Origin of the sequence: Pseudomonas mediterranea CFBP 5447 (genome assembly GCF_000774145.1) — a bacterium.
In the GTDB taxonomy this organism is placed as follows: domain Bacteria; phylum Pseudomonadota; class Gammaproteobacteria; order Pseudomonadales; family Pseudomonadaceae; genus Aquipseudomonas; species Aquipseudomonas mediterranea.
On record NZ_KN322983.1, the window covers coordinates 825,122 to 840,116 of the forward strand.

16 protein-coding genes are annotated in these 14,995 nt (G+C 63.2%); 5 read left to right on the plus strand and 11 right to left on the minus strand.

Going from position 1 to position 14,995, the window contains the following annotated elements; genetic code table 11:
- Positions 1–182: 182 nt before the first annotated feature.
- Together N005_RS09270 and N005_RS28130 are read right to left on the minus strand one after the other, a co-directional pair.
- A complete protein-coding gene (locus tag N005_RS09270; RefSeq protein WP_047700904.1) occupies positions 183–419 on the minus strand; it encodes a DUF2789 family protein in 237 nt (78 codons plus the stop codon).
- Positions 420–501: 82 nt separating this feature from the next.
- Entirely contained in the window at positions 502–750 is a 249-nt protein-coding gene (locus tag N005_RS28130; protein ID WP_144402649.1) for a hypothetical protein, read from the minus strand.
- Between the two features lie 406 nt (positions 751–1,156).
- Between N005_RS28130 and N005_RS09280 the strand changes: the two genes are divergently transcribed.
- The 3 genes from N005_RS09280 to N005_RS09290 all read left to right on the plus strand — a co-directional run bounded on the left by N005_RS09280 (position 1,157) and on the right by N005_RS09290 (position 3,334).
- Positions 1,157–1,627, plus strand: a complete 471-nt coding sequence (locus N005_RS09280) for a hypothetical protein (protein WP_047700906.1) — start codon at positions 1,157–1,159, stop codon at positions 1,625–1,627.
- A 124-nt stretch (positions 1,628–1,751) separates the two neighbouring features.
- Positions 1,752–2,762 (plus strand): ABC transporter substrate-binding protein, encoded by a 1,011-nt coding sequence (locus N005_RS09285; RefSeq protein WP_047700907.1) that lies wholly within the window; start codon positions 1,752–1,754, stop codon positions 2,760–2,762.
- 134 nt (positions 2,763–2,896) lie between these two features.
- On the plus strand, positions 2,897–3,334 hold the full coding sequence (locus N005_RS09290; RefSeq protein ID WP_047700908.1) for a DUF3995 domain-containing protein: 438 nt from the start codon (positions 2,897–2,899) through the stop codon (positions 3,332–3,334).
- A 145-nt stretch (positions 3,335–3,479) separates the two neighbouring features.
- On the opposite strand, the gene N005_RS09295 is transcribed toward N005_RS09290, so the two are convergent.
- From N005_RS09295 to N005_RS09325, 7 genes are all read right to left on the minus strand, one after another.
- Positions 3,480–3,830 carry a Na+/H+ antiporter subunit G gene (locus tag N005_RS09295; protein WP_047700909.1) on the minus strand — a complete coding sequence of 117 codons (351 nt, stop codon included), beginning with the start codon at positions 3,828–3,830 and terminating at the stop codon, positions 3,480–3,482.
- Entirely contained in the window at positions 3,827–4,105 is a 279-nt protein-coding gene (locus N005_RS09300; protein ID WP_047700910.1) for a K+/H+ antiporter subunit F, read from the minus strand. Before N005_RS09300 ends, N005_RS09295 begins: the two co-directional genes overlap by 4 nt.
- Positions 4,102–4,590, minus strand: a complete 489-nt coding sequence (locus N005_RS09305; RefSeq protein WP_047700911.1) for a Na+/H+ antiporter subunit E — start codon at positions 4,588–4,590, stop codon at positions 4,102–4,104. Before N005_RS09305 ends, N005_RS09300 begins: the two co-directional genes overlap by 4 nt.
- Positions 4,587–6,272, minus strand: a complete 1,686-nt coding sequence (locus N005_RS09310) for a monovalent cation/H+ antiporter subunit D (protein WP_047700912.1) — start codon at positions 6,270–6,272, stop codon at positions 4,587–4,589. The genes N005_RS09305 and N005_RS09310 overlap by 4 nt, the downstream gene beginning before the upstream one ends.
- Positions 6,269–6,613 carry a Na+/H+ antiporter subunit C gene (locus N005_RS09315; RefSeq protein ID WP_047700913.1) on the minus strand — a complete coding sequence of 115 codons (345 nt, stop codon included), beginning with the start codon at positions 6,611–6,613 and terminating at the stop codon, positions 6,269–6,271. Before N005_RS09315 ends, N005_RS09310 begins: the two co-directional genes overlap by 4 nt.
- The gene (locus tag N005_RS09320) at positions 6,613–9,537 is read right to left on the minus strand and encodes a monovalent cation/H+ antiporter subunit A (RefSeq protein ID WP_047700914.1); all 2,925 of its coding nucleotides are present in this window, start codon (positions 9,535–9,537) and stop codon (positions 6,613–6,615) included. Before N005_RS09320 ends, N005_RS09315 begins: the two co-directional genes overlap by 1 nt.
- Positions 9,538–9,667: 130 nt before the next feature.
- On the minus strand, positions 9,668–10,681 hold the full coding sequence (locus N005_RS09325) for a DMT family transporter (RefSeq protein WP_052126368.1): 1,014 nt from the start codon (positions 10,679–10,681) through the stop codon (positions 9,668–9,670).
- Between the two features lie 3 nt (positions 10,682–10,684).
- Here N005_RS09325 and N005_RS09330 point away from each other — a divergent pair, with 3 nt between their 5' ends.
- Together N005_RS09330 and N005_RS09335 are read left to right on the plus strand one after the other, a co-directional pair.
- Entirely contained in the window at positions 10,685–11,248 is a 564-nt protein-coding gene (locus tag N005_RS09330; protein WP_047701036.1) for a helix-turn-helix domain-containing protein, read from the plus strand.
- A gap of 18 nt (positions 11,249–11,266) precedes the next feature.
- Positions 11,267–12,715, plus strand: coding sequence for an FAD/NAD(P)-binding protein (locus N005_RS09335; protein ID WP_047700916.1), 1,449 nt, complete (start codon positions 11,267–11,269; stop codon positions 12,713–12,715).
- Between the two features lie 165 nt (positions 12,716–12,880).
- Here N005_RS09335 and N005_RS09340 read toward each other — a convergent pair whose 3' ends face one another.
- Positions 12,881–13,996, minus strand: coding sequence for a Gfo/Idh/MocA family protein (locus tag N005_RS09340; protein ID WP_047700917.1), 1,116 nt, complete (start codon positions 13,994–13,996; stop codon positions 12,881–12,883).
- Between the two features lie 212 nt (positions 13,997–14,208).
- Positions 14,209–14,976 carry an SDR family oxidoreductase gene (locus tag N005_RS09345; protein ID WP_047700918.1) on the minus strand — a complete coding sequence of 256 codons (768 nt, stop codon included), beginning with the start codon at positions 14,974–14,976 and terminating at the stop codon, positions 14,209–14,211.
- Positions 14,977–14,995 lie beyond the last annotated feature (19 nt).

Sequence of the window (14,995 nt, forward strand, 5' to 3'; positions counted from 1 at the left end):
GATAGGCCAGGCTCACCGCTGATCGCGAGCAGGCTCGCTCCCACAGGGGATTTGTGGTGCTCCGGGATCTTGTGGGAGCGAGCCTGCTCGCGATGGCGGTGGCACAGCCAACATCAATGCAAACTGACCCACCGCTATCGCGAGCAAGCTCGCTCCCACAGGGCAAATATGCTGTCGGCCGGCTATTTGCCGTCGTGCAGGCGCACGTTCAGTTGATCCACCAGCACCGCCTCTTCGCCATCGGCGAGCAACCATTCCCGTAGCAGGTCCTTTTGCTGATCCGACCAGAAATCGGCCTCCACCAGTTTTGTCTCCGGGTCCAGGGGGTGTGCCACGATGAAACTGTCGATGGCTTTTTCGTCCGAGGGCAGGCCCAGTTGATCGAACAAGGTCTTGAGTTCGTGGGAAGGCTGTTCCATGGGGTTCTCCTTTTGGGCATGCGCCGTCATGGCGCGTCGGTTGCGTCCCTTTATCTGAGGCAAGTGCGCGTCAGGAGTTCGATTATTGCGGGGTTCCGGCATTTCGCTCGAGATGCCTGGCCAGGTAGCAGGCTTCGTTATGATCGGTACGGAAACCTCTTACACGTCCAGTCGATGTTTCTTCGATATGGAAAAAACACTTGCCGGCCAGGACGACCCGATATCGCGGTTGTATCAGCGAGACCGGCAGGTAATGAATCCCGTCAAAGGCGTCATGGGGATTGACGATGCGTGGTGCGGCGGGGTGGAGCAAGGTTGTGGAAGTGCCCATGTGAATTCCTTTTCTATGGTTTACCGACGAATTGCCAAGTATTTCAAGTAGTCTCCGTACCGCCGGCTGCTCTAGAATCGATGGCGCTGTGCGGACGGTTGCGCCTATCTAAAGCAATTTTTTTTAGGCTCGATGTCAGAAAAATGCTTTTCTAAGTGAGAATTTTCCCTAAAGTTAGTAGTCCCACCTTTTCCGATGCTCAGAGTGGCTATTTCCTTCAGCTTCTGACGACCTCCTGGGAAAGACGGCGAGAGTGGCAATCCTTTAGGCTTCTCTCGCCCCGGGACAGGGTGCGCCGTTTACTTCGAATTTCAGTTACAGGTCCATTGCGACGCTGCAGTCGGCACGGGTTCTCGTGGTCCGTTCTTTCTGCGGAGCGGGCCGTTTTCAAGATGGGGATGTTTCCTTGGCAGTAAGTAATCTCGATACGCATGCGTTATTTGTACTGGGTGACCTGCGGGCAAAACTGGTCAAACTGTTCCAGTCACGTTTCGTCTACATCACCGAGCAGACCGCCGAAGGTATCTACGTCGCCGAAATCGACACCGAATCGGCCCTTGTGGTCGATGACAAGCCCAGGCTCGAGCTCAAGGTGGGCGATCATTTTCGCGCGGCGGTATTGCCAAGCCGTGAAGGGGGCAAGTTCGAGATCAGGTTTCGCGAAATCAAACTGACGGTCTATGGCCTTGGGGACTACGCGTTCGTCACGACCCCGGGCGGCGAGGCCATCCTGTTCAAGGAAGGCCACAGCGTGGTGACCGTGTATGCGGCGAACGAACAGCTGCAAGAAGGCTTGACCAAGACCCTCAAGGCGGTCACCGCCAAGGCCGCGAAGTGGCGCAAGGGCGAGCTGGTGACGTTCAAGGCCAGCGAGTGATACCCAGGCGCGGCGACCGTTTTGCTGGAACCTCGGCTACAGTCAGTTGACTGAATGATTCAGGGGCTTGCGTTCGATTACGCAGGACCGTTCAGCTCTTGCTGTCTGGTATGAGGAACATCGCATGAAACGAGTTCGACAGTGGCTGGCTGCCTGGGCCACCTGCGCTGTGTTGGCTTCATCACTCCCGGCATCGGCGGCTTCGGCACCGATCCACTTCGCCGACCTGAACTGGGAAAGCGGCAGCCTGATCACCGATATCCTGCGGACCATCGTCGAAAAAGGCTACGGCTTGAAAACCGACACCTTGCCGGGCACCACCATCACCCTGGAAACCGCGCTGGCCAATAACGACTTACAGGTCATCGGCGAAGAGTGGGCCGGTCGCAGTCCGGTATGGGTCAAGGCCGAAGCCGAGGGCAAGGTGATCGCCCTGGGCGATACGGTCAAGGGCGCGACGGAAGGCTGGTGGGTGCCGGAATACGTGATCAAGGGCGATCCCGCCAAGGGCATCAAGCCCCTGGCGCCGGACCTTCGCAGCGTCAGCGACCTGGCGCGCTACAAGCATGTGTTCAAGGACCCGGAGAGTCCCGACAAGGGGCGCTTCCTCAACAGCCCCATCGGTTGGACATCCGAGGTCGTCAACAAGCAGAAGCTCAAGGCATATGGCCTGACCGACAGCTACGTGAATTTTCGCAGCGGCTCCGGGGCGGCGCTGGACGCGGAAATCACCTCGTCGATTCGCCGGGGCAAACCGATCCTGTTCTACTACTGGTCACCCACGCCGCTGCTCGGGCGATTCAAGCTGGTGCAGCTGCAAGAGCCGCCCTTCGATGCCGAAGCCTGGAAAACCCTGACCGACGCCGACAATCCCAATCCCAGGCCGACCCGCTCGCTGGCATCGAAGTTGTCGATCGGCGTCTCGGCGCCGTTCCAGAAACAGCATCCGGACATCGCCGAATTCTTCAGCAAGGTCGACCTGCCCATCGATCCGCTGAACAAGGCCCTGGCGGATATGAGCGAAAAGCGCACGCCGCCCCGCGAAGCTGCCGAGGCGTTCCTCAAGGCCCATCCCCAGGTGTGGCAGGCCTGGGTGCCCAGCGAGGTGGCGGAAAAAGTGTCTGCCGGTCTGTAGCGTCGATTGCCGGCGTTTGAACACTTGATCCCGAGCAATGTGTCATCCGCTGGAAACGGGCAATCTGCGCCCGTCCTGCGAAATGCCAAATTCGAGCTAGGATGATTGTTCAACCTTTTCCAGGAGGCTGGCGAATGACGCTTTTATTGGCACGGACGCTGGTCGCGGTGTTTGCGACCATCAGTTTGATTCATTTGTACTGGGCTCTGGGTGGACGCTGGGCGGCCCAGGCAGTGGTTCCCCAGGTCCCGGTCAAGCAGGGTGACATCCTGCGCCCGGCGTTCGACCCCTCGGGCTGGTTGACCCTGCTGGTGGCCCTGGCGCTACTGTTCATCGCCGTGTTGGTGTGCCTGCGCGGCGGCCTGCTGGCGCCGCCTGTCACCCATCGCGCGCTGCAATGGCTGATCAGTGCGATTGCCTTGCTGATGTTCGCCCGGGCCATTGGCGAGTCGAACCTGGTGGGCTTTTTCAAGGAGTTCAAGGAGTCCACCTTCGCCCGGCTCGACACCTGGGTCTATTCGCCGCTGTGCGTCGTGCTGGGCGCCGGGTTGCTGGCGGTGGCCTGGGCCTGAAACACAGCATTACTGGTGTGGCGAGGGAGATTTTGTGGGAGCACAGCTTGCTCGCGATTGCGGTAAGTCAGTCAGCAACAATGTTGACTGGTCTGTTGCGATCGCGAGCAAGCTTTGCTCCTACAGGTTTGCACCGTCTGATCCTTCACTGACGCCGGCTACTCACTTCCGCCGGCACATCATCCCCGGCCATGCGCTTGCGGAACAACGCCGCCCGGGCCAGCAACAGGGTGGTCACCGGTACGGTGATGGACAGCAGGATCGGTATCAGCCAGGCGTGCAGCACCGGCCCGGACTTGAGTGCCGAAAAATAAACGATCGAGGCCAGCGCCACGCACCAGGCCCCCAGTGTCGAGGCCAGGGCCGGTGGATGCATGCGCTGAAAATAATCTTTCAAGCGTACCAGGCCGATGGCTCCGACCAGGGCGAACAGGCTGCCGAGTACCAACAGGAGCGCCACCGGGATCTCGATCCAGAGCGACAATTGCCCGGTCATTCGATCACCTCGCCACGCAGCAGGAACTTGGCCAGGGCAAACGAGCCGACGAAGCCGAACAGGGCGATCAGCAGCGCCGCCTCGAAGTAGGTGTCACTGGCGTAGCGAATGCCCAGCACCAGCATCATCAGCATCGCCACGATGTACAGGTAGTCCAGGGCCAGGACCCGGTCTTGCGCCGACGGCCCCTTGAACAGCCGCAACAGGGTCAGCACCAGCGCCAGGGAGAACAGGAACAGACTCAGCAGAATCGCATTGGACAGCAACGGACTCATTCGAAAATCTCCATCAGGGGCCGCTCATAAGTGGCCTTGAAATGCGCGATGAACGACGCTTCGTCTTCCAGATCGAACACATGCATCAGCAGGATGCGGCGATCCAGCGCCAGTTCCGACCAGACCGTTCCGGGGATCACCGTGGTGATCATCGACAACGCCGCCAGGCCGTTGGCGTCGTGCAGGTCCAGCGGTACCTTGACGAACCGCGAGCGCGGCGGGCGTCGACCGGCGTTCAGCACGCCCCGGGCCACCGCCAGATTGGACACCAGCACATCGCGTCCCACCAGCAGGAACAGCCGCAGCACCACCCAGGGGCGGCGGATACGAATGGGCCGTGGCCGCAACGGGCGCATCATCAGCGGTGCCAGGAAGCCCAGCGCCGCCCCCAGCAGCAGGTGCCCGGCGCTGAGGGACAGATTCAACAGTAGCCACAGCGCCCAGAGTGCCAGGGACAACCATGGCGCGGGAAACAGGCGCTTCATGGCTGCACCTCCGGCACGGCACTGATGGCATCGGGGCCGGGGACGCTGCGGGTGCCGAGCACCGACATCACGTAATGCTCCGGCGTGTTCAGCGCGTTGGCGGCGTCCTGGGTGTAGCGCAGCAGGAGGTCGGCCTTGAACGTCAAGGCGATGCCCAGGCCGAGCAGTGCAAGGATTGGCAGGCACTCGAACGGCCGCAGCAGCGGCGAGGGTCGCTCCTGCGGGGTCCAGAAGCGCTGGATACCCAGGCGCGAGAAAGCGATCAACGAGGCCAGCCCGGACAGGATCAACAACGCCAGCAGGCCCCAGGCCTGGGGCGACACCGGCTGGCCGGCGTCGGCTCCGAGCCCCTGGGGATTGAGCAAGGCGTTCAACAGCCCCAGTTTGCCGATGAATCCCGACAGCGGCGGCATGCCGACGATCAACAGCGCACAGGCAATGAAACTCAGGCCGAGGAAGGCCATGGTCCAGGGAATCACTTGCCCGACCACGGCTTTCTGCTCATCGTCGAGGTTGGTGCCCCTGGGCGGTTGCAGGGATTCCAGCGGTCGCGGCAAGGTGTCGAGGTCGTCCTCCAGCGACAGGTCATTGGCCGAACGCGAGCGTTCGATCAACTCGGCCAGCAGGAATAGCGCGCACAGCGCCAGGGTCGAACTCACCAGATAGAACAGCGCGGCGCCCACCAGGTTCGGCTGGGCGAAGCCGATGGCCGACAACAGGATGCCCGCCGATACCAGGATACTCAGGCTGGCCATGCGCTCCAGGCGCTGGGCCGCCAGGATGGCGATGGCCGCGCAGACGATGGTCGCCATGCCGCCATAGATCAGCCAGTCGCCGCCAAAGTACGCCGAAGCGCCGGCCTGGCCGGAGAACAGCAAGGTCCACAAGCGCAAGATCGTGTAGATGCCCACCTTGGTCATGATCGCGAACAGCGCTGCCACGGGGGCACTGGCGGCGCTATAGGCCGGCACCAGCCAGAAGTTCAGTGGCCACATGCCGGCCTTGGCCAGGAACGCCACGGCGAGGATCGCCGCCCCCGCATGCAGCAGGCCCCGATCGGCTTCCGGCACCAGAGGCACTTTCAGCGCCAGGTCGGCCATGTTCAGGGTACCGGTGACACCATAGATCAGCGCCGCGCCGATCAGAAACAGCGACGAGGCCAGCAGGTTGATCGAGATGTAGTGCAGGCCCGACGACACCCGTGCCCGCCCCGAGCCATGCAGCAGCAAGCCGTAGGACGCGGCCAGCAACACCTCGAAAAACACGAACAGGTTGAACAGGTCCCCGGTGAGGAAGGCGCCATAGAGGCCCATCAGCTGGATCTGGAATAAGGCATGGAAACTCGCCCCGGCGCCGTGCCAGCGGGCCATGGCGAACAGCAGGGCGCTGACGCCGATGATGCCGGTCAACACCAGCATCAGTGCCGACAGGCGGTCCACCACCAGGACGATGCCGAACGGTGCCTGCCAGTTGCCCGGCAGGTACACGCCGATGGAGGCGGGCAGGGCCTGGTCCTGGGTCCAATACAGCAACAATACCGCAACGCCCAGGCCCAGCAGGCTGGAGAACAGATTGATCCGTGCCTTGAGCGCGCGGTGTTTTTCCCCCAGCATCAGCATCAACGCGGCGGTGAGCAGCGGCAGGAGGATGGGCGCGGCGATCAGATGGGGCGTCAACATCATTCCCTGGGCTCCCGGCCGTCCACATGGTCGGTGCCGGTCAGGCCCCGGGAGGCCAGCAATACCACCAGGAACAGCGCGGTCATGGCGAAGCTGATGACGATGGCGGTCAACACCAGGGCCTGGGGCAGCGGGTCGGTATAGTGCAGCAGGTCCTGGGGTACGCCGTCCTTGATGATCGGCTCCTTGCCGATGAACAGGCTGCCCATGCTGAAGATGAACAGGTTGACGCCATAGGACAGCAGGCACAGGCCCATGACCACTTGGAAGGTCCGCGGCCGCAGCAGCAGCCAGACGCCGGAGGCGGCCAGGACGCCGATTGCTATAGCGATGACTTCTTCCATCAGGTGGTGGCTCCTTTGAGAGGGGCGGCGGCTTTGGACTGCAGGGCCGGCTTGTGGGCCCGCACCGACTGGTGCGCCAGCGCGGTGAGGATCAGCAGTGTCGAGCCGACCACCACGGCATATACGCCGATGTCGAAGAACAGTGCGCTGGCCAGGTGCATGTCACCCAGCAGCGGTACTTTCAAATGCCAGGTGTGAGTGGTGAGGAACGGATAGCCCACGGCCATCGCCCCCAGCCCCGTCGCCGTAGCGAACAGCAACCCGGTACCCATCCAGCGCAGCGGCCGCAGGCTCATTTGCGCCTCGACCCACTGGGTGCCGGCCACCATGTATTGCAGGATGAACGCCACCGACATCACCAGCCCGGCCACGAAGCCGCCACCCGGTTGGTTGTGGCCGCGCATGAACAGGTAGAACGACACCACCAGGGCAATCGGCAGCAGCAGCCGCACCAGCACCGAGGGCACCATCATGAAGCCCAATGCGGTATCGCTGGCGTGTCGCGGGTTGACCAGGTCGGTGACCACGTCCGGCGCGAGCAGGCGCTGCTGCGCCGGCAACTGCATGCTTTCCTTCGGCGGCCGGAAACGCCGTAGCAGGGCAAACACGGCCAGGGCCACTGCCACCAGCACGGTGATTTCCCCCAGGGTGTCGAAGCCGCGGAAATCCACCAGCATCACGTTCACCACGTTGCTGCCGCCGCCTTCGGGCAGGGCCCGGCTGAGGTAGAACGAAGAAATGTCGTTGGGCGTCTGGCGCGTCAGCATCGCATAGGACAGCAGCGCCATGCCGCCGCCTACTGCGCCGGACAACAGCAAGTCCCGCAGGCGACGGATCCGCGCGCGCCGTTCGCTGTTGGGCCGCGGCGATGCGTCCTCGATCCGCCGCGGCAGCCAGCGCAGGCCCAGCAGGATCAGCACCGTGGTCACCACTTCCACCACCAGTTGCGTCAGGGCCAGGTCGGGGGCGGAGAACCAGACGAAGGTCACGCAGGTCATCAGGCCGCAGACGCTGACCATGGTCAGGGCCGCGAGACGGTGATACTTGGCCTGCCACGCCGCGCCCAGGGCGCAGGCAATGGCCAGCAGCCAGAGGATGACGAAGACGATGGAGCCGGGGATCTTCGGCCGGTCGCCCCAGACCAGCGAGCCGTGCAGCATCGGGATCAGCCCGGCCAGCACCGCAACCAGCACCAGCAGGAACAACTGGGCCTGGAGGCGCCGGGTGCTGATCAGTCGTTCCAGTCGCCGGCCGAGGCGCATCGTCAGCACCAGGCTGCGCTCGAACAGCCGCTTGCCGCTGAACCGGCCAATGAAGGGCGTGAGGGTGATCTGCCCGCGCTTGAATTGCTTGCGCAGCAGCAGGTACAGCACGACGCCGCCGGACATGGCCGCCAGGCTCATGATCATCGGAGCATTGAGGCCATGCCAGATCGCCAGGCTATATTCGGGCAGGGCGCCGCCCACGACCGGCAGCGCGGCCGCCGCCAGCAAGGAGCCGACCACCTGGGCCGGGAAAATCCCCACCAGCAGGCAGGTGAACACCAGCAGTTCCACCGGCGCGCGCATCCAGCGCGGCGGTTCGTGGGGGGTATGGGGCAGGTCGGTGGCCGTCGGGCCGAAGAACACATCCACGGTGAAGCGCAGGGAGTAGGCGACGCTGAAGGTGCCGGCGATGGTGGCAATGATCGGTAGCGCCAGCTCGACCCAGGCCGTGGCGGAAATGAACACCGTCTCGGCGAAGAACATTTCCTTGGAAAGAAAACCGTTGAGCAGCGGCACCCCGGCCATCGCCGCGCTGGCGACCATCGCCAGTGTCGCCGTGAAGGGAATCAATCGCACCAGGCCGCTGAGCTTGCGGATGTCCCGGGTGCCGCTTTCATGGTCGATGATCCCCGCAGCCATGAACAGCGAGGCCTTGAAAGTGGCGTGGTTGAGAATGTGGAACACCGCCGCGACCGCCGCCAGCGGGCTGTTCAGGCCCAGCAGCAGGGTGATCAATCCCAGGTGGCTGATGGTGGAATAGGCCAGCAACCCCTTGAGGTCATTCTGGAACATTGCGCAGTAGGCACCCAGCAACAGCGTACAGGCCCCCGCACCGCCGACGATGTAGAACCATTGTTCGCTGCCCGACAGCGACGGCCACAACCGTGCCAGCAGGAATACCCCGGCCTTGACCATGGTCGCCGAGTGCAGATAGGCCGAGACCGGGGTGGGCGCGGCCATGGCGTGGGGCAGCCAGAAATGGAACGGGAACTGGGCGCTTTTGCTCAGGGCGCCAATCAGGATCAGCGGCAGCAGGACGGGGTAGAGGGCATGGGCCCGGATCAGATCGCCGGCCGCCAGGACCTTGTCCAGCTCATAACTGCCCACCACGTGACCGAGCAGCAGCACCCCGGCCAACAGGCACAGCCCGCCGGCCCCGGTCACCATCAAGGCCATGTAGGCGCCGCGCCGGGCATCGGCGCGGTGATGCCAGTAGCCGATCAACAGGAACGAGAACAGGCTGGTCAGTTCCCAGAAAAACACCATCTGGATCAGGTTGCCGGAGATCACCAGCCCGAGCATGGCGCCCATGAATGCCAGGAAGAACGCGAAGAAGCGCGGCACCGGATCTTCCGGTGACATGTAATAGCGGGCGTACAACGACACCAACGTACCGATGCCCAGCACCAGCAACGAAAACAACCAGGCAAACCCGTCCAGCCGCAGCACGAAGTTCAGGCCCAGGCTGGGCAACCAGAAATACTCCTCACGGATCACGCCGCCGTTGACGATCTGTGGGTAGAACAAGGCCACCTGAACGGTGCCGACCAGCGCGATGAGGCCTGCCAGCAGCGATTCGGCGTTACGGGCGTTATGCGGCAGCAGCGCCGCGACACAGCTGCCGACGAAGGGCAAAAGCAATAGAACTATCAGTGACATAGGCTTCTATTCGGCGGGAGGTTGCGAGGGATCATACGTGGCGTGGGTCTGATCACCAACCGCGAGGATGTCGCAGAATCCTACAAGATAGGTGGAGTTTTCCTGTTTTGCGTTGTTTCAGGGAAAGGCCTCAACCCTCCCGTTCCAGCACCTTATCCGTCTCGATGGCACTTTTGTTCCGGGTCTTCAGTTCACTGACAATCACTGCCGCCACGATCAATGCCGCACCAAACAAGGCAATCCCCGGCAACCGCTCGCCCGCCAGGCGCCCCGCAATACCGGCCCACACCGGCTCGCCGGCATAGATCAGTGTGGCGCGGGTCGGCGAGACGCTTTTCTGCGCCCAGTTCATCGCCACCTGGATCGCCGCGCTGGCTGCGCCCAGGCCCACGGCGCTGAACAGCAGCAGCCAGGAGAATCCCGGAACCGCCTCTTGGGTCGGCACGACCATCAGGAACGCCAGCACCGCGGTGCTCGCCAGTTGCACCACGGTCACCCGGCGTACATCGACCTGGCCGGCGTAGGTACTGATCAGGATGATTTCGGCGGCAATCGCGATGGCGCTGATCAGCGTGGCGATTTCGCCGGAACTGAAATTCAGCGATGCGCCGGCGGGGCCTGATAGCAGCATCAGCCCGGTGAACGCCAGCATGATGCCGATGCTCGGCATCAAGCCCGGCCGCCGGCCCAGTACCAGCCACTGCAACAGCGGCACGAAGGGCACGTAGAGCGCGGTGATGAACGCCGACTGGCTGCTGGGGATGGTTTGCAGGCCGACCGTCTGCAAACCGTAGCCAAGCATGATCGCCACGCCGATGAAGCAGCCGGCCTTGAGTTCGAACAGGGTCAGGTCCCGTAGATGACGCCAGGAAAACAACGCGACGAACGCCGCCGCGGCGGCAAAGCGCAAGCCGACGAAAAACATCGGCCCGCTGACGGTCATGGCGTGCTGCACCAACAGGAAAGTACCGCCCCAGATCATGGTGATCAGCACCAGCACGCACTCGGCCTTGCTGAGCCGCAGGAAACGGGAGGAAGTTTGAGGGGAGTTCACCGATGCCATGACCTTGCGCGCCACTGGAGGGGGACGCACAATGCGTCCGAAGTTGGGCAGTATAATGCGCAACCTCGATAAATGAGCCATGCCGTGCACAAAGAAAATGGCCAGCGCGCCTCAGTCCTGCAACACGTCAGCCAGAACGTCCGCCGTCTGCGACACGCCGCGCAGCTCAGCCAGACGGCGCTGGCGCAGCTGTCCGGGGTCAGCCGGCGGATGCTGGTCGCCATCGAGGCCGGTGAAAAGAATGTCAGCTTGAGCACCCTGGATCGTGTCGCCGAGGCCCTCGACGTAGCCTTCAGCGACTTGATCCAGGCGCCCGACGCCCGTGACCCGAGCCGCATCAACGAGCTGGCCTGGGCCGGCGCGATCCCCGGCAGCAAAGCCGTGCTCCTGGCCAAGGCCAACGCCAGTCGCGAAGTCGAACTGTGGGAGTGGCGCCTGGAGCCTGGCGAACACTATGCTTCTGAACCGGATAACGACGGCTGGAGCGTGCAACTCTATGTATTCGAAGGGTGCCTGACGGTGCTGCTGGGCGATGAAGAGCGGCGGATCGGCTCGGGGGAGTTTTTCATGTTTGCCAGCAACCAGCCCCACGCTTATCGCAATGAGGGGCCGGTGGCGGTGCGATTTGTACGCAACGTAGTGATTTGACGCCTGGGGGAGAGCGGTATGGATACAGCGCCGGAGCAACAGGCGAACGACATCGACCGTGAAGCCGATGTGGTCATTGTCGGCGGCGGCCTGAGCGGCACCCTGCTGGCGGCGCAATTGCTGCGCCTGCCGGGTCGGCGCAAGGTGCTGATCGTCGAGCCGCGCAGCGAGCTGGGCCGGGGCGAGGCCTACAGTGCCGTCGAGCTGGGGCACACCTTGAACGGCAATGCGGCGCGGATGAGCGTCGATCCGGACAACGCCGACGACTTGACCCAATGGCTGACCGCATTCATCGAAGCCGGTGGCTGGCCCGAATCGGACCAGCAGCACGTGCCGATCAGCGAATTGTTCCCACCCCGGGGAATCTTTGGCCTGTATGTCCAGCAACGCCTGGCCGAAGCCCGTGCGTTGGGGGCGCGAAACGGTTCCACGGCAGAGCATGTGCGCGCGGAAGTGGTGGACGTACAACTGGCGGATGACGCAGTGCGGCTGACCTTGGACGATGGCCAACGTTTAAGCGGGCGTTTCGCGGTGCTGGCCACCGGTATGTTCCCGGCGGCACGAACGCCGCAAACCGAATCCTGCGGCTTGAACGCCGCAGCCCTGGATCCCTGGGATGTGGCTGCGATGCGCCGGCTCGATCCCCAGGCCACGGTGCTGATCATCGGTTCGGGGCTGACCATGGTCGACGCGGTCGTTTCCCTGGAACAGGCCGGACACCGTGGTCCCATCGAGGTGTTTTCCCGCCATGGGCTGTTGCCGCATGTGCGTCGCCAACCGCCCACATGGGTGGATTTTCTTGCCGAAGACCCTGGCCTGCGTTCGCCACGCCAACTGATGCGTGCGTTGCGTCATCAGTGCCGCCAGGCCCAGGCCCAAGGCATCGATTGGCAGGCGCCGCTGGACACGGTACGCGCCCATATCGGGCGTTTGTGGAGCCAGGCCAGCGATGTGCAGCGCCGGCAGTTCGTGCGGCATGTCCGTCCATGGTGGGAGAGCCATCACCACCGTTCGCCGCCGTTGAGCGCCGAGCTGGTGGCGCGTCTGCACGAAGAAGGGCGGTTGCGGATTCAGGCCGCGTCGTTCAAGGGGCTGGTTGAGTCTGCCGAGGGGACAGTGGGGATTCGCATCCGTCGACGCGGCGAGGCCGGGACGAGCGTGGTGCAGGGCGCTGCGCTGATCAATTCCAGTGGCATCGAATATGACTGGCGACGGGTTGCACGGCCGTTGCCGCAACAGCTGCTGGCCCGCGGCCTGATCCAGCCCGGCCCGCTGGCCCTGGGCATCGCCGCAAGGCCCGACGGCGCGGTGCTCGACGCCCAAGGTGAGCCCGCCGACCGCCTGTTCGCCATGGGTCCGCCACTGCGCGGGATGTGGTGGGAAAGTACCGCCGTGACCGATGTGGCGAGCCAGGCGAAGGCGTTGGCGGCGCGGTTGGTTGAGTTGCAGACCCAGGCTTCAAGCTGAACACCGCCCTTCTGTGGCGAGGGAGCTTGCTCCCGCTGGGTTGCGCAGCAATCCCAAAGAGGTTGAATGCAATCAACCTGACACACCAGGGTGAATGGTTAGGGCTACTTCGTAGCCCAGCGGGAGCAAGCTCCCTCGCCACAAGGTGTTTACTCGAGTGAGAGGTCAGAGTTCGCTGATCGTCACCCAGCGCGCCTCCCGCGCCGCCAGGCGAATCGCCGTCGCCAGGCGTTCCACCGCCCAGGCCTCTTCGAAGTCCGTGCCGTGACCTGTTTCGCCGGCCATTGCCAGGACCAGTTCCTGCACCTCCAGGGTCTTCAATTCGTTGTACCCCAACTGGTGCCCGGCGGCCGGGCTGAAGGCGGCATAGCCAGGCAGCTCCGGGCCAGCCAGCAGGCGCTGGAAGCCGGTTTCGCCGGCGCGGCACAGGCGCAGTTCATTGAGCCGTTCCTGATCGAACGCCAATGTTCCCAGGGTGCCGCTGATTTCGAACGCCAGGTGGTTCTTGAAGCCGTGCTTGAGCCAGCTGCTGCTCACCGTGCCACGGGCACCACTGCTGAAACGCAGCAGGGCGTGGACCTGGTCGTCCACCGCGATGGCGCGTTGTTCGCAGTCGCCGGCGCTGGCGGGACGTCGGGTGTGTACGGTCTGGCTGTCGGCGCACACCGCCTCGACATCGCCCAAGAGGTGCCGGGCCATCGCCAGCAAGTGGCTGCCCAGATCCGCCAGTGCACCGCCGGCATGGGCCGCTTCGCAGCGCCATGACCATGGCGAGGCCGGATTGGCCATGAAGTCTTCGCTGAACTCGCCCTGGAAACTGACGATCGACCCCAGCTCCCCGCGTTGGATGATGTCCCGTGCCAGTTGGATGATCGGGTTGTGCTGGTAGTTGTAGCCGACCCGCGTCACCACACCGGCAGCCTTGGCGGCCTGGCGCATTTGCTCGGCCTGTTCCAGGGAGACCGCCAGGGGTTTTTCGCAATAGACCGCCTTGCCCGCCGCCAGCGCCGCCATGGCCATCGGGTAATGCAGGTGGTTGGGCGTGGTGATGGCGACCAGATGGACCTTCGGATCTTCGATCAGTTGTTGCCAGTCGCTATGCACCGTCTCGAAACCCCAGCTGTTGGCGCATTGCCGGGCACGCTGCGGATCGGCATCGGCCAGGGCCACCAGGGTCAGGTTCAGGGGAAGGTCGAATACAACCCTGGCATTGTTGAATGCCAACGCATGGGCACGGCCCATGAAACCGGTGCCAATCAAGCCAATGCCAAGTTCGCGCATGAGAAAGAGCCCTTTGAATGGTGGCGTTCAGGAGGGTTCTTTATGGAATAAATATTCGCAAATTGCAAATTATGGAATAAATATTCATATGCTTGGTGAAGATCCCCTGTGGGAGCGAGCCTGCTCGCGATGGCGGTGGTTCAGTGACATTGATGTCGACTCACTCACCACTATCGCGAGCAGGCTCGCTCCCACAGGGGGAAAGTGCAGTATCAGGAAAGGAACCCACCATCCACATTCAGCGCCACACCCGTGGTGTAGCTCGACGCGTCACTGGCCAGGTACAACACGGTGCCGGCCATTTCACTCGGATCGGCCACGCGTTTGAGCGGGATCTGCGCCAGGGCGGTTTTCAGGATCGCGTCGTTCTTGACCAGCGCCGAGGCGAACTTGGTGTCGGTCAGGCCCGGCAGCAGGGCGTTGCAGCGGATGCCGAACTGCGCGCATTCCTTGGCGAATACCTTGGTCATGTTGATCACCGCGGCTTTGGTCACCGAGTAGATGCCCTGGAAGATCCCCGGCGAGATGCCGTTGATCGACGCCACGTTGATGATGCTGCCGCCGCCGTTCTCGCGCATCAGCTTGCCGGCTTCTATCGACATGAAGAAGTAGCCGCGGATGTTCACATCGACGGTTTTCTGGAAGGCGCCCAGGTCGGTGTCCAGGACGTTACAGAATTGCGGGTTGGTGGCCGCGTTGTTCACCAGGATGTCCAGGCGCCCGAACTGCTCGCGAATGCCGGCGAAGACTTGGCTGATCTGCTCCATTTCTCCGATGTGGCAGGCGATGGCGGTGGCTTTGCCGCCCGCGGCGATGATGGCGTCGGCCACGTGCTGGCAACCGTCGAGCTTGCGGCTGGAAACGATCACATGGGCGCCTTGCTGGGCCAGCAACTTGGCGATGGCTTCGCCGATGCCACGGCTGGCGCCGGAAACGAAGGCGATTTTACCGTCGAGGTCGAACAACTGGGTCTTGGACATGCTGTTTCCTTGTCATGGG

What these genes read in the sequence shown, in the direction of transcription:
- N005_RS09320 (WP_047700914.1), bottom strand. Translation starts at nt 9,537, where the DNA reads ATGTCACTGATAGTTCTATTGCTTTTGCCCTTCGTCGGCAGCTGTGTC.
- N005_RS09295 (WP_047700909.1), bottom strand. Translation starts at nt 3,830, where the DNA reads ATGACCGGGCAATTGTCGCTCTGGATCGAGATCCCGGTGGCGCTCCTG.
- N005_RS09300 (WP_047700910.1), bottom strand. Translation starts at nt 4,105, where the DNA reads ATGAGTCCGTTGCTGTCCAATGCGATTCTGCTGAGTCTGTTCCTGTTC.
- N005_RS09285 (WP_047700907.1), top strand. Translation starts at nt 1,752, where the DNA reads ATGAAACGAGTTCGACAGTGGCTGGCTGCCTGGGCCACCTGCGCTGTG.
- N005_RS28130 (WP_144402649.1), bottom strand. Translation starts at nt 750, where the DNA reads ATGGGCACTTCCACAACCTTGCTCCACCCCGCCGCACCACGCATCGTC.
- N005_RS09345 (WP_047700918.1), bottom strand. Translation starts at nt 14,976, where the DNA reads ATGTCCAAGACCCAGTTGTTCGACCTCGACGGTAAAATCGCCTTCGTT.
- N005_RS09325 (WP_052126368.1), bottom strand. Translation starts at nt 10,681, where the DNA reads ATGGCTCATTTATCGAGGTTGCGCATTATACTGCCCAACTTCGGACGC.
- N005_RS09270 (WP_047700904.1), bottom strand. Translation starts at nt 419, where the DNA reads ATGGAACAGCCTTCCCACGAACTCAAGACCTTGTTCGATCAACTGGGC.
- N005_RS09310 (WP_047700912.1), bottom strand. Translation starts at nt 6,272, where the DNA reads ATGATGTTGACGCCCCATCTGATCGCCGCGCCCATCCTCCTGCCGCTG.
- N005_RS09290 (WP_047700908.1), top strand. Translation starts at nt 2,897, where the DNA reads ATGACGCTTTTATTGGCACGGACGCTGGTCGCGGTGTTTGCGACCATC.
- N005_RS09340 (WP_047700917.1), bottom strand. Translation starts at nt 13,996, where the DNA reads ATGCGCGAACTTGGCATTGGCTTGATTGGCACCGGTTTCATGGGCCGT.
- N005_RS09305 (WP_047700911.1), bottom strand. Translation starts at nt 4,590, where the DNA reads ATGAAGCGCCTGTTTCCCGCGCCATGGTTGTCCCTGGCACTCTGGGCG.
- N005_RS09315 (WP_047700913.1), bottom strand. Translation starts at nt 6,613, where the DNA reads ATGGAAGAAGTCATCGCTATAGCAATCGGCGTCCTGGCCGCCTCCGGC.
- N005_RS09335 (WP_047700916.1), top strand. Translation starts at nt 11,267, where the DNA reads ATGGATACAGCGCCGGAGCAACAGGCGAACGACATCGACCGTGAAGCC.